The sequence below is a fragment of the Aeromonas sp. 601027 genome, from assembly GCF_049174455.1.
GTDB classification, from domain to species: domain Bacteria; phylum Pseudomonadota; class Gammaproteobacteria; order Enterobacterales; family Aeromonadaceae; genus Aeromonas; species Aeromonas veronii_A.
Window position 1 is genome coordinate 45247 of the sequence record NZ_JAAKTN010000017.1, and the last position, 12061, is coordinate 57307.

Sequence of the window (12061 nt, forward strand, 5' to 3'; positions counted from 1 at the left end):
GCAGCCAAAGAAGGGTGATGTTTCCGGTTTGCGGCGCGTTGATGTGTGCAGGATGCAACAAAACAGCTGTTTTGATGCCTTGCCGGTGACCTTGGTCACCGGCAAGGGATGCTGAGTGGCAAGTGCAGAGAGTCAGAGCGAGTAGGGGAGTCTCGATTCGTTGACCAGTCGCGACAGGGCTGTCACTACATGAGGGTCAAACTGGGTGCCGGAGCGGGACTGGATATACTCCATGGTTTGCGCCAGCGTCCAGGGTTCTTTGTAGGGGCGCTTGCTGAGCAGGGCATCGAATACATCGACCACCGCCACAATCCTCGCCGACAGGGGGATCTGCTGGCCTGCCAGCTGCTGCGGATAGCCCTTGCCATCGAAGTGCTCGTGGTGGCCCCGGGCGATCTCTGCCCCCAGCGAGAGGTAGCTGGTTCCCTCCACCATTTCGCCCGCCTTGTGCAGGATATTGGCGCCGATACCGGCGTGCTGCTCCATGATGGCCCGTTCTTCCGGGTCGAAACGGCCGGGCTTGTGCAGGATATGGTCCGGGGTGCCCACCTTGCCCACATCGTGCAGGATGGAGGCCATGCCGATCATTTCGACAAACTCCGGAGTCAGTTGCTCCGGGTAGACCGCCATCTGCTTCAATTCGGCCACGATGGCATCCGAGAGTTTCTGCACCCGCAAGACATGCTCGCCGGTATCGGAGTCGCGAAACTCTGCCAGCGCCGCCAGCGCCACCACGGTGGCCTCCTGGGCGCGCAGCAGCTGATTGTAGAGATAGAGATTGTCGTAGGCCGCCGAGATGCGCTGACAGAAGACATCCAGCAGGTCGCACTCGAGAGGATCCAGAGGCTGGGTCGGGGTGAAGCTCAACACGAACTCGCGGCCATTCTGGGCGGCGATATAGAGGGAATCCTGAGGGTGTTCAAAGCGGTTGCAGCGCTCGTTTAACGCCTTCATGACCGACTCTTTCAGGGCAGAAAATTCATCAAGGCTCTTCTCCTCCAGCAGCGCCTCGTAGTCTCCGGTTGCCGCCAGGATCTCAAGCCCATGTTCTCCTGGGCGGCGTTCGGCACAGATGGCCCCTTCGGTGCCCACATCGAGAATGGCGCTGATCTGTTTGAGCACGCCGGAAGCAAACTCCTTGAGTGAATGGAGATGGTAGAGATCGCCCGCGCCCTCCAGAATTTTGCCGAGTCCCTGTCGGCTCTTGTCGATGGCGCTGAGGGTTTCGTAGGAGCGAAGGGAGGCGATGACGGTGGTGAAGAGTTTTTGTACCGTCAACTCGGTCTTGGTTTTGTAGTCGTTAATATCGTAATCGAGGATCACCCTTTGTTCCGGTGCCTGACCGGGCTGGCCGGTACGCAGCACGATCCGCACCAGCGAGTTGCGCATCTCGTTGCGGATCCGGTGCACCAGCCGCAAACCGGCATCTTCGGTCTCCATCACCACATCGAGCAGGATCAGGGCAATCCTGGGATTGGCCTCCAGCATGGTGGCGGCTTCAGCACCGCTGTAGGCGTTGAGCAGCTCCAGCGGGCGAGATTTGTACTGAATATTGGAGAGGGCAAGCCGGGTGGCGTGATGAATATCCGGCTCATCATCCACGATCAGCACTTGCCAGGGATTGAGTGCCTTGGGGACCACGACCTCTTCATCATCGAGTTCGATGATGTCGTCATCCAGCCAGATATCGTCCTTGTCTTGGGCACTGCTCATATCGGTTACGCCTCCGGCGCTCAATGAGTATGTGAAGAGTATGCACGATCACCTCTGTCAGGATCATCAGGATAAGCAGATATCGTGAGCTGGCACCGCCTCTTTCATCTTTACTCGAAAGGCTCAAGATAACTCTGGATCGATTTTTTCAACCAGGCCAATACTTTGCCGTGATAGGCATTTTCTGCCAGATAGACGCCATAGTCTCGCCACTGCAGGCTGAACTTGTGCTTCAGGGTCAGCAGGGTGCCTTGTCGCAGCTGGCTCTGGATAAGTGGCGAGGGGAGCACCGCCCAGCCCAGCCCATCGAGGACCGCGTTACGCATCAACTCGAAGCTGGAGAGACCTATATGCTGGCCTCCCACAGGTAGCAGGCTTTTTACAGAAAATTCATCTACATACGAGAGAGTTACCTGGGTGTGATCGGTCAGATCCTGCTGTTTGACCCGCTTCAGTCCGGCCAGCGGATGGCTGGGCGCCACCACCATCAGGGTGCGGATCGGGTTGAGCAGATCGATGTTGAGGCCGCTGCGCTCCTGATCCTCGGTAATAAGGCCAAATGCGGCATCGACGAACCCCTCTTCAACCAGCGCTGGCAGTTCAGGCGGAGAGGCAAGCACCAGCGAGATACTGGTGCCGGGAAACTGGTTGTGCAGGCTGGCCAGCATCTCGCGCCACACTTGCTCGGGGATGGCGTCATCGCGGGCAACCCGCAGCGCCACTTCGGCACCCGAGGCGTAATGTTTGCACTTCTGCTGCAAGCTGTTGGCCGCCTGTAGCAGGCGAGTGCAATCATCAAGTACCAGCTCGCCGATCTCGGTCAGGCGACTCTGATTGGCTCCTCGTTCGAAAAGTTCGACGCCAAGCTCAACTTCCAGTGCTGCGATGGAGGTGCTGACAGCGCTGCGGCTTTTGCCGAGACGACGGGCGGTGTTGGCTATAGAGCCGCTATTGGCTGACTCTACAAAGAGTTCTATCTGATATAGCTTCATGTTTTACAGACCATGGCGGAGTTTTTCACCATCACCTTAGCGTGCCGAACCAAGGCAAGGCAAACCTGTGGCGTCGGAATAATCGACGCTGAGCGATTGTCGCGAGTTGCTTCTCCCCGTTTACCATCTCTCCCGTCGAAGCAACAAAGGCATCCTATATGTTATTAAGTCGTATGTTTCTGGCCCGGCTGTTTTTGACCGGCGCCATCGTGACTGAGGTCGCCGGCACCTCCAGCATGACCATGATCCCCGAGCAGGGGGCTGGCTGGATGAATTACATCCCGATGTGGCTGTTGATCGGTTTCTCGTACTGGTTGCTGGCGAAAGCCGCCAAAACAATCTCCATTGGTATTGCGTTTGCGCTCTGGGAAGGGCTCGGGATCACCCTGATCACCATAGTGTCGGTCATGTTCCTCGGTTACGATGTGACCGTTCAGGAGCTGATTGGCCTGGCTCTCGCGATAGTGGGGATTGTTATGGTGACCATGGGGGAGACCCATGATGAGCCTGCAGACAAGTCAGTAGAAGCGGAGGCCACAGCATGAGTCCGTTTGTGATTGTATTGGGTGCCGCACTGATCGATATCGGCGCCAACATGGCCATCAACCGCTCCAAGGGTTTTCGTTACAAGGGGTGGGGCTTCCTGGGGATCATGCTGGTACTCGGCGCCTTTACCCTGCTCTCGGAAGCGGTAAGTGGTGGCCAGATTGACCTGGCTGTTGCCTACGCCACCTGGGGGGCTATCGGCATCGTCGGTACGGCGCTGGGCGGTTTGCTCTTCTTCGGTGAGCGGCTCAAGCCCATCGGCTGGGCTGGCATGATGGTGATGGCGCTGGCTGTCGTTATGCTGACTACCGCCTGATAACCTGAAGCAATAACAAAAGCCGCCCGGTTGCAACCGAGCGGCTTTTTGTTTGGCCGACAGTTTGACCGACTCAGGCTCAGCGCGGCGCTTCGTAGAGCTCCAGCGGCAGACCGTCCGGGTCGGCGAAGAAGGTAAAGCGCTTGCCGGTCAGCTCGTCCACCCGCACTGGCTCAACATCGACTCGATGGGCATGCAGATGGGCGATGACCCGGTCAAGATCGCTGACCCGAAAGGCGAGATGGCGCAGGCCGCACGCCTCGGGGCGGGAGGGGCGCTCGGGAGGCGAGGGGAAGCTGAACAGCTCCAGCTGGCCGCCGTCCGGCAGGGCCAGATCCAGTTTCCACGACTGGCGCGCCTCGCGCAGGGTCTCGGCGATGATGGGCAGCCCCAGCACCTCGTGATAGAAGTGGCGCGATCGCTGGTAATCGCTGGCGATAATGGCAATGTGGTGAATAGCCTCAAACAACGGCTGGCTCATGATGACTCCTTGTAAGCAGGCTGGGGAGAGGGGCCGCCCGTGCAGCCCCTCTCGCGATGTCAGTTGAAGAATCCACCGAACCACTCATCCAGGGCACTGCGTGGCGTCGTACTGCCGGCACAGCTGGTCGGGGAGCCCATAGTCGAGGTCTTGGCCGGTACCTGCAGGCTGCCCGGGCAGTCGCTGGTGACGCGGGTGCCGCTGGCACGGGAGAAGTTGGCCCAGGTGATCCCCTCCGGGATCTGCAGGCTCAGGCTGTTGACGCCTCGCTGGCTCATGTAGCCGCTAAAGAGCTGCAGTGCCCCGCTTGCGCCGGTCAAGCCCGCCGGGGTGTTGTCGTCGCGCCCGACCCAGATACTGACCAGCTCGTTGTTGTCCATCCCGGTAAACCAGGAGTCGCGCAGCTCGTTGGTGGTGCCGGTCTTGGCTGCCATGGTGGCGCCGGGGAACTTGGCACTGAGGGCGCGGGCCGTGCCCTGACTCACCGTCTTGGTCATGGCGAACAGGGTCAGCCAGCTTGCTTGCTGGTCGGTGACCCGCTTGGCGGTCTGATCATGCTGATAGAGCAGGCTGCCATCCCCGTTGACTACGGCGCGAATGGCCGACAGCGGCTGGGTCAGTCCCTGATTGGCGATGGGCAGATACATCTGGTTCACCTCCAGCGGCGAGAGGGCCACTGCCCCCAGCACCAGCGACGGATAGGGCTGGATCTCCTGCTGGACTCCCAGCTTGTGCAGGGTGTCGACTACCTTCTCCAGCCCGACTTGCAGACCCAGATTGACGGTCGGTACGTTGAGGGAGCTGGCCAGCGCATCCATCAGCGGCACGCTCTGGCGGAACTTGCGATCGTAGTTCTGTGGCGTCCAGACCTGACCATCCTGACCGCGAATGCGGATCGGCTGATCTTTGAGCGGGGTCGCCAGGGTCAGACCGTTTGAGAGACCGGTGAGGTAGACCGCCGGTTTCACCAGCGAGCCGATCTGGCGGCGGGCATCCAGCGCCCGGTTGAACCCGGCGTAGCGGGGATCGCGGCCACCCACCAGCGCCACCACTTCGCCCTTGTGCCAGTCGGAGACCACCATGGCCGCCTCCAGCTTCTTCTTGCCGCGCAGCTTCTCGATATCGGCGAGGCCCGATTCGACCGCCCGCTCGGCCGCGTGCTGGGCGATGGGGTCGAGGCTGGTGAAGATCTTGAGGCCGGATTGCTTGAGCAGATCGGCGCCGAAACGGCTCTGGATCTCTCGCTTGAGCAGTCCCATAAAGGCCGGGGTGCGGCCATAGCTCATCTGGCCGCGGGCGATGATGCCGAGGGGCTGACGGCTGGCCAGCTCATATTCGGCCTGGGTCAGGCTGCCGTGATCCATTAGCAGCTTCAGCACCAGATCCCGGCGAGTCTTGGCCCGCTCCGGGAAGCGCCAGGGGTCGTAATAGGAGGGGCCCTTCACCAGACCGACCAGCAGGGCGACCTGATCGATATCCAGCTCGTTGACCGGAATGCCGAAGTAGAAGTAGGAGGCGAGGCCGAAACCGTAGACCCCTTGCGAGAAGTTCTGCCCCAGATAGACCTCGTTGAGGTAGGACTCCAGGATCTCGTCCTTGCTGTAGCGATAGTCGATCAGCACCGCCATATAGGCTTCCTGCAGTTTTCGCCACAGGCTGCGTTCACGGGTCAGGAAGAAGTTTTTGGCTAGCTGCTGGGTGAGGGTACTGCCCCCCTGCACGGTGCGACCCGCGATCAGGTTGGCGAACATGGCCCGCATGATGGCCACCGGCGAGACGCCGCCATGCTGGTAGAAGTCGCGATCTTCGGTGGTGAGCAGGGTCACCAGCAGGCTGTCGGGCACTTCGGCGATACGCACCAGCAGGCGATCTTCCCGATCTTCGGTATTGAGGCGATCGAGCAGCACCGGGTCCATCTGGGCGTAACCGAGCTGGCGCTGGTTCTCCAGCGACTGGATCCCCTCGAGGCGCGGGCCGTTGAAGGTGAGGCGCAGGCCGCGGGCTCCGTCGGCGCCGTCATAGAACTCGAACGGGCGGCGAATAAGCTCGATGCGGTTGCCGTTGATGGTGTATTCACCCGGCGTGTGAGGCTGGCGCACCTGCTTGTAGCTCAGCATGTTGAGCTCGCGCAGCATCTGGTCCCGCGACAGGCGCTGGCTGGGGTAGAGCTCCAGTGGACGGCTGTAGACCATCACCGGCAGCTGCCACTTCTCGCCATCGAAGCGCTCGCGCACCTTGGTATCGAGGTAGATGCCAAACACCACCATAAAGGCCGCCACCACCAGGGAGAGCTTGAAGCCAAGCCAGAACAGCTTGCGCCAGATGGTGCGTTTGGGCGCTGCCTTCTTGGGGGCACGCTTGCGTCGTTGGGTTGCCATAAATCCTCTTTGCTTTCCTTTCTACTTGTTATGTCGCATTCGCGAACGTCCGAGCGGGATTAACCCGTCGAACCTAGATGCCCATCTTCTTTTTGGTGACTTTGGTCGGCATCGCCTCCAGCGGATTATCCGGCCAGTAGTGGCGGGGATAGCGTCCCTTCATCTCTTTCTTCACCTGTTCGTAGGATCCTGCCCAGAAAGCGGCCAGATCGGCAGTGATCTGCAGCGGTCGCTGGGCGGGGGAGAGCAGCTCAACTACCAGCGGTACCCGGCCATCGGCCACGCAGGGGGTTGAGCCTTGCCCGAACATCTCCTGAATGCGCACCGGGATCACCGGTGCTTGCCCTGGCTGATAGCGGATCCGCACCCGGCTGCCGGTGGGCGCTGCAAAGTAACTCGGCAGCGCCTCGTCCAGCCGTTTGGGCAACGGCCAGGGCAGGGATTGGCGCAGGATGTCGCCGAGGTTGAGCTTTTTCAACTGCTCCAACCGGGTCATGCCGCTCACCGCTGGCAGCAGCCACTGTTCCAGCGTGGCCAGCAAATTTTCCTCATCCATCGCGGGCCACCCCTCATCGGGCAGCCAGTCGCGGGCGCAGCGCAGACGGGCCAGCAGCCCTTCGCTGCTCTCGTCCCACGGCAGCACATGCAGCCCCTTGCGGCGAATGCCTTGCAGCAGGCAGCGCCCTTTCTGCTCGTCAGAGAGTTCGGTCAGTGGTCGCTGGCTTAGCACCAGCTCGCCGAGCACCTGCTGGCGTTCGGCGCGCACCCGCTCTTCCCGTTCATCCCAGTCGAACCACTGGCGCTCGCTTACCAGTTCCGGCAGCAGGCGTACCAGCTCGTCCAGATCGACCGGTTCGGCGATAAAGATGCGGCTGCCGCGATCGTTTTGCCCCATCTCGATGGCGATAAGGGCCCCTTGTCCCTGACAGGGATGACCTTCTACCAGATCGCAGCTCACCCCACCACTGAGTTGATAGCGACTGCCGCTGCGCAGCTTGCCGATGCGATCCGGCCAGGCGAGGGCGCAGAGTAGCCCCAGCCACTGACCCTGCGCACTGGCAGGGCGCACGCCAAGCCGTTCAAACCAGCGGGCCGCGCTCTGGCGCAGGGCACTTTGACGGCGGTGGAACAGCACAGAGAGGCGCTCCGATCCTCGCAGATCTTCTTCCTGCAACGCCACCAGATAAGCGGCATCGGCGACAATCCCTGTCAGACCTTCAGCTTCCAGCTCGCGGGCGCGCAGCAGCATGCGGGCGAGCCGGGGATGGGTACCGAAGGCCGCCATGGCACGGCCAGCGGGAGTGAGTTGTTGCTCACCCTCCGACTTCATGGCGCCAAGGGCAACCAGCAGCCGCTGGGCGTAGGCCACCGCGGCGGCGGGGGGTATGTCCAGCAGCGGCAGATCTTCCACTTTTGCCCCCCACTGGGCGGCATCCAGCAGCAGGCCGGTCAGCTCCTGAGTGAGGATATCTGGCGGGCTCTGCTCGGCGAGTCGCTCCTGCACCTCGCTGCTCCAGAGCCGGTAGCAGACGCCGGGGCCGAGGCGACCAGCACGGCCTGCCCGCTGGGTGGCGGAGGATTTGGCTATCTGGCGGGTTTCCAGCCGGGTGACACCGCTTTTCAGATCAAAGGAAGCCCGTCGCTCCAGCCCGCTGTCGATCACCACCGAGATCCCCTCGATGGTGAGGGAGGTCTCCGCCACATTGGTGGTGAGCACCAGCTTACGGCGGCCGGCAGGCGCCGGTTCGATGGCTGCCTGCTGCGCCGCCATATCGAGGCGACCATAGAGGGGGGCGAGGGTCACGTCGTCCGGCAGTTTGTCTGTCAGCCCCCCTTGTAACCATTGTGCCAGCCGCTCGATCTCCCCCTGTCCCGGCAGAAAGACCAGCAGGCTGCCGCGGTGGGCGGCCAGCGCTTCGAGTACCACGGCGCCGACCTGCGGCTCCAGCCACTGCTGGCGATTGGCAGGGCGGTAGTGGTAGTCGATGGGGAAACCGCGCCCCTCGGAGCGAACCACAGGGGCATCTGGCAACAAGGTCTCGAGTGCCATGCCATCCAGGGTTGCGGACATCACCAGTAGCTTGAGGTCATCGCGTAATCCCTGCTGGCTCTCGATGGCGAAGGCCAATGCGGTATCGGCGTGCAGGCTGCGTTCGTGGAACTCATCGAAGATCACCAGCGAGACGCCAGTCAGCTCAGGGTCTTGCTGCAACATCCGGGTCAGCACCCCTTCGGTGACGATCTCTAGCCGGGTCGCTGAGCTGGTGCGGCTTTCGCCACGCACCCGCAGGCCGATGCGCTCGCCCACCTTCTCCCCCAGCTGACGGGCCAGAAAAGTGGCGATATTGCGCGCAGCCAGGCGCCTTGGTTCCAGCATGATGATGCGGCCGGGCAGCCGGTTCTGACGCACCAGCTCCAGCGGCAGCAGGGTCGATTTGCCCGCGCCGGGTGGCGCCTGCAGGATCACGCTGGTGTGGCTGTCGAGGGCGGCAAAGAGTTCGGGCAATACCGAAACGATGGGGAGCTGGGACAAAGCTATGAGCACCTTCTGTGGCAACCGGTAAAACGGCGCCTATTCTGCCACAGCCGCCCGCGCCACCGTGAGTGGATGTGCGGAGATGGTCACTCGGGCGGGAGGCTGGCGAGACATGGCCGGATGGCTGCCATAGAATGGGCTCATCCAATGAGCGTGAAAAAGGCATTATCACCACATGGCCAAACTCTTCTTTGCCCTGCCCGTCAAGGAGCTCGCCCCCGAGCTCATCGCCTGGCGCGATCAGCTGCCCTGGCCCGGTCAGCCGGTGCCGCAAGCCAACCTCCACCTGACCCTCGCCTTTCTGGGGGAGGCTGACGAGTTGACCACCCGCCGCCTGATCGCCGCCGTGGAGCGTCAGCACTGTCCGCCGCTCACCATCAGGCTGGATGAGACCGGCTGGTTCAGCCGGGCCAAGGCTGCCTGGATTGGCCCGAAGGAGTGGCCCAACGAGCTGAACGTGTTGGCAAAGGCGCTGCGTCGCCACGGTGAGAAGCTGCGCCTTGGCAATGGCGAGCAGGGTTATCGCCCCCACGTCACCCTGTCGCGCAAGGCGGGTGAGGCTCCTACCATCCTGCCAGCCCCAAATTTTCTGCTGCAGGCTGACGAGTTCTGCCTCTATCAATCCATCTCGACCCCGGACGGGGTGCGCTACGAGCCGCTTGCCTGCTGGCCGCTGCGCGCCCGGGTAAAAGAAGACGCGTGGAGGGCTAACCCGTGATTTTTGATCCCCCCCTGCAATCGGGCCAGCTGGTGGCCCGCTACAAGCGCTTTCTGACCGATGTGCAACTCGATAACGGCGAGGTCATTACCATCCATTGCGCCAATACCGGTGCCATGACCGGTTGTGCCGATCCGGGCTCCCGGGTCTGGTACTCCACCTCCGATAACCCCAAGCGCAAGCTGCCCAACAGCTGGGAGATCGCCGAGAGCCCGGCGGGCCACTTTATCTGCGTCAACACGGCGCGCGCCAACCAGATTGCCCGCGAGCTAATCGAGCAGGAGGCTATCGCTCCACTGGCGGGTTACAGCCGGTTGCGCACCGAGGTGAAGTATGGCGAAGAGAACAGTCGCATCGATCTGTTGCTGGAAGATGACGAAAAGGGCAATTGTTACATCGAGGTAAAATCGGTCACCCTGCTCGACGAGCGGGAGGAGGCTGGCATGGGCTACTTCCCCGATGCGGTCACCGCCCGTGGTGCCAAGCATTTACGCGAGTTGATGGCGATGAAAGCGACGGGCCACAGGGCCGTGCTGCTATTTATGGTGTTGCACTCCGGAATAAGCCGGATGCGCCCTGCAACCCATATAGATCCGCACTATAGTCTGCTAATTGAGCAGGCAATCGCGGCGGGGGTTGAAATTTTATGCTATCGGCCCCATGTTGGGGTGCAAGGCATGGTGGCTCAAGGGTTTATCCCGTTTGAATCTGGTCACCTGTTACCCGAGGGGAGTGCATAAATATTGGAGTGGGTAACATTATTGGTACGGCTCGTTTGCTTACCCGTTACCCTTCTGCTATAGATGTCGCCCTCAATTTATGGATGGCACGGGTAGCGTGCTGAATTAGGAGACAGGGCATGCCAACAGGCGAAAACAGGAAATCTCTGGGCCCCCTGGCCATTGCGGGTGTCGCGCCTTACCAGGAAAAGCCGGGTGAGGAGTACATGAATGACCAACAAAAGGCGCATTTTCGCAAGATCCTGGGTGCCTGGCGCAACCAACTGATGCAGGAAGTTGATCGTACCGTCGACCATATGAAAGACGAGGCTGCCAACTTCCCGGATCCCGTGGATCGTGCCGCGCAAGAAGAAGAGTTCGCTCTTGAACTGCGTACCCGCGACCGTGAACGCAAGCTGATCAAGAAGATCGAGAAGACCTTGCAGCTGCTTGAAGACGATGATTTCGGTTACTGCGAACACTGCGGTATCGAGATCGGTATCCGTCGTCTGGAAGCCCGTCCGACTGCCGACCTCTGTGTCGATTGCAAGACGCTGGCCGAGATCAAGGAAAAACAGATGGCCGGTTGATCCCGACCCTCTGGTATATGAAAAAGGGAGCTCGCGGGCTCCCTTTTTTATTGAGCTTTTGGCGGTCGCGCCCCAGAATGCAGCCTCAATGAATCGCTTACCCGAACAGTCATGCCAGTGAATTCCCCATCCTCACCCCTTGTGCGCCCCTATGTCGGCCGCTTTGCCCCCTCACCCTCAGGCCCGCTTCATTTCGGTTCGCTGATCGCCGCCCTCGGCAGCTTTTTGCAGGCCAGAGCGCAGCAGGGACGCTGGCTGGTGCGCATCGAAGATATCGATCCGCCGCGGGAAATGGCAGGGGCTGCGCACCTGATCCTCAAGACTCTTGAAGCATATGGTCTCGAGTGGGATGGGGATGTGATGTTCCAGAGCACGCGCCACCGCCGTTATGACGAGATCATCGACCAGCTCTATCGGGCGGGCGATCTCTACTGGTGCCGCTGCACCCGGCGCGAAATCATGGCCGCGGGCGGTCTCTACAGCGGCCACTGCCGCACCCTCGGGCTTGCGGCCGAAGGTTGCGCCGCCCGGCTGCGCCAGCACCATCCGGTCTACCACTTCGACGATCGTTTGCAGGGCCATATCGCGGTCCCGGCGGCGCTCGCCGAGGAGGATTTCATTATCCGCCGCCGCGACGGGCTCTACGCCTACAACCTGGCGGTGGTGGTGGATGATATGGACAGCGGCATCACCGAGATAGTGCGCGGCGCCGATCTGCTTGAACCCACGGTGCGCCAGATTGCCCTCTACCAGACCCTGGGGGCGCCGGTGCCCGACTGGGTGCATCTGCCGCTGGCGGTGCTGGCAGATGGCAACAAGCTCTCCAAGCAGAACCATGCGCCGGCCCTGGCGCTCGATGAGGTGCGACCGGCCCTGTGGCAGGCGCTGCACTTCCTCGGCCAGTGCCCGCCGCCCGAGCTGATGGCGAGCCGGATCGACGAGATCATCGGGTGGGGCATCGCCAATTGGCAGCTAGAACGGGTGCCCGCCAGCGAGAAGATCCCGCTGGACATTGAATAAAGAGAGCCGGTTTTCGTGTAATAAGGCGTGAGCTGGGCGCTGATAGACCGCT

At 61.5% G+C, this 12061-nt stretch carries 11 protein-coding genes; 6 read left to right on the forward strand and 5 right to left on the reverse strand.

The window, feature by feature from the left end:
* Positions 1-132: 132 nt before the first annotated feature.
* Both G5193_RS19075 and G5193_RS19080 read right to left on the reverse strand, forming a co-directional pair.
* Positions 133-1713 (reverse strand): DUF3369 domain-containing protein, encoded by a 1581-nt coding sequence (locus G5193_RS19075; protein ID WP_421206897.1) that lies wholly within the window; start codon positions 1711-1713, stop codon positions 133-135.
* Positions 1714-1823: 110 nt separating this feature from the next.
* Positions 1824-2705 carry a LysR family transcriptional regulator gene (locus G5193_RS19080; RefSeq protein ID WP_216979467.1) on the reverse strand — a complete coding sequence of 294 codons (882 nt, stop codon included), beginning with the start codon at positions 2703-2705 and terminating at the stop codon, positions 1824-1826.
* Between the two features lie 158 nt (positions 2706-2863).
* Between G5193_RS19080 and G5193_RS19085 the strand changes: the two genes are divergently transcribed.
* Both G5193_RS19085 and G5193_RS19090 read left to right on the forward strand, forming a co-directional pair.
* Positions 2864-3250: a DMT family transporter gene (locus G5193_RS19085; RefSeq protein ID WP_179902532.1), complete on the forward strand. Its 387-nt coding sequence runs from the start codon at positions 2864-2866 to the stop codon at positions 3248-3250.
* The gene (locus G5193_RS19090; protein ID WP_005335659.1) at positions 3247-3567 is read left to right on the forward strand and encodes an SMR family transporter; all 321 of its coding nucleotides are present in this window, start codon (positions 3247-3249) and stop codon (positions 3565-3567) included. The genes G5193_RS19085 and G5193_RS19090 overlap by 4 nt, the downstream gene beginning before the upstream one ends.
* Positions 3568-3646: 79 nt before the next feature.
* Here G5193_RS19090 and G5193_RS19095 read toward each other — a convergent pair whose 3' ends face one another.
* The 3 genes from G5193_RS19095 to hrpB form a co-directional block, all read right to left on the reverse strand.
* The gene (locus G5193_RS19095) at positions 3647-4048 is read right to left on the reverse strand and encodes a VOC family protein (RefSeq protein ID WP_421206899.1); all 402 of its coding nucleotides are present in this window, start codon (positions 4046-4048) and stop codon (positions 3647-3649) included.
* 59 nt (positions 4049-4107) lie between these two features.
* The gene (gene mrcB, locus G5193_RS19100) at positions 4108-6426 is read right to left on the reverse strand and encodes a penicillin-binding protein 1B (RefSeq protein WP_421206901.1); all 2319 of its coding nucleotides are present in this window, start codon (positions 6424-6426) and stop codon (positions 4108-4110) included.
* 73 nt (positions 6427-6499) lie between these two features.
* On the reverse strand, positions 6500-8959 hold the full coding sequence (gene hrpB / locus G5193_RS19105) for an ATP-dependent helicase HrpB (RefSeq protein WP_421206903.1): 2460 nt from the start codon (positions 8957-8959) through the stop codon (positions 6500-6502).
* A 178-nt stretch (positions 8960-9137) separates the two neighbouring features.
* Between hrpB and thpR the strand changes: the two genes are divergently transcribed.
* From thpR to gluQRS, 4 genes are all read left to right on the forward strand, one after another.
* On the forward strand, positions 9138-9680 hold the full coding sequence (gene thpR, locus G5193_RS19110) for an RNA 2',3'-cyclic phosphodiesterase (RefSeq protein ID WP_421206905.1): 543 nt from the start codon (positions 9138-9140) through the stop codon (positions 9678-9680).
* Positions 9677-10420 (forward strand): DNA/RNA nuclease SfsA, encoded by a 744-nt coding sequence (gene sfsA, locus G5193_RS19115; RefSeq protein ID WP_421206907.1) that lies wholly within the window; start codon positions 9677-9679, stop codon positions 10418-10420. The genes thpR and sfsA overlap by 4 nt, the downstream gene beginning before the upstream one ends.
* A gap of 119 nt (positions 10421-10539) precedes the next feature.
* Positions 10540-10989 carry an RNA polymerase-binding protein DksA gene (dksA, locus tag G5193_RS19120; protein WP_005335644.1) on the forward strand — a complete coding sequence of 150 codons (450 nt, stop codon included), beginning with the start codon at positions 10540-10542 and terminating at the stop codon, positions 10987-10989.
* A 111-nt stretch (positions 10990-11100) separates the two neighbouring features.
* The gene (gluQRS, locus tag G5193_RS19125; protein ID WP_421206908.1) at positions 11101-12009 is read left to right on the forward strand and encodes a tRNA glutamyl-Q(34) synthetase GluQRS; all 909 of its coding nucleotides are present in this window, start codon (positions 11101-11103) and stop codon (positions 12007-12009) included.
* Positions 12010-12061 lie beyond the last annotated feature (52 nt).

Coding starts and splice junctions, on each gene's coding strand:
- thpR (WP_421206905.1), top strand. CDS start 9,138: ATGGCCAAACTCTTCTTTGCCCTGCCCGTCAAGGAGCTCGCCCCCGAG.
- dksA (WP_005335644.1), top strand. CDS start 10,540: ATGCCAACAGGCGAAAACAGGAAATCTCTGGGCCCCCTGGCCATTGCG.
- G5193_RS19080 (WP_216979467.1), bottom strand. CDS start 2,705: ATGAAGCTATATCAGATAGAACTCTTTGTAGAGTCAGCCAATAGCGGC.
- G5193_RS19085 (WP_179902532.1), top strand. CDS start 2,864: ATGTTATTAAGTCGTATGTTTCTGGCCCGGCTGTTTTTGACCGGCGCC.
- gluQRS (WP_421206908.1), top strand. CDS start 11,101: ATGCCAGTGAATTCCCCATCCTCACCCCTTGTGCGCCCCTATGTCGGC.
- G5193_RS19075 (WP_421206897.1), bottom strand. CDS start 1,713: ATGAGCAGTGCCCAAGACAAGGACGATATCTGGCTGGATGACGACATC.
- G5193_RS19090 (WP_005335659.1), top strand. CDS start 3,247: ATGAGTCCGTTTGTGATTGTATTGGGTGCCGCACTGATCGATATCGGC.
- G5193_RS19095 (WP_421206899.1), bottom strand. CDS start 4,048: ATGAGCCAGCCGTTGTTTGAGGCTATTCACCACATTGCCATTATCGCC.
- mrcB (WP_421206901.1), bottom strand. CDS start 6,426: ATGGCAACCCAACGACGCAAGCGTGCCCCCAAGAAGGCAGCGCCCAAA.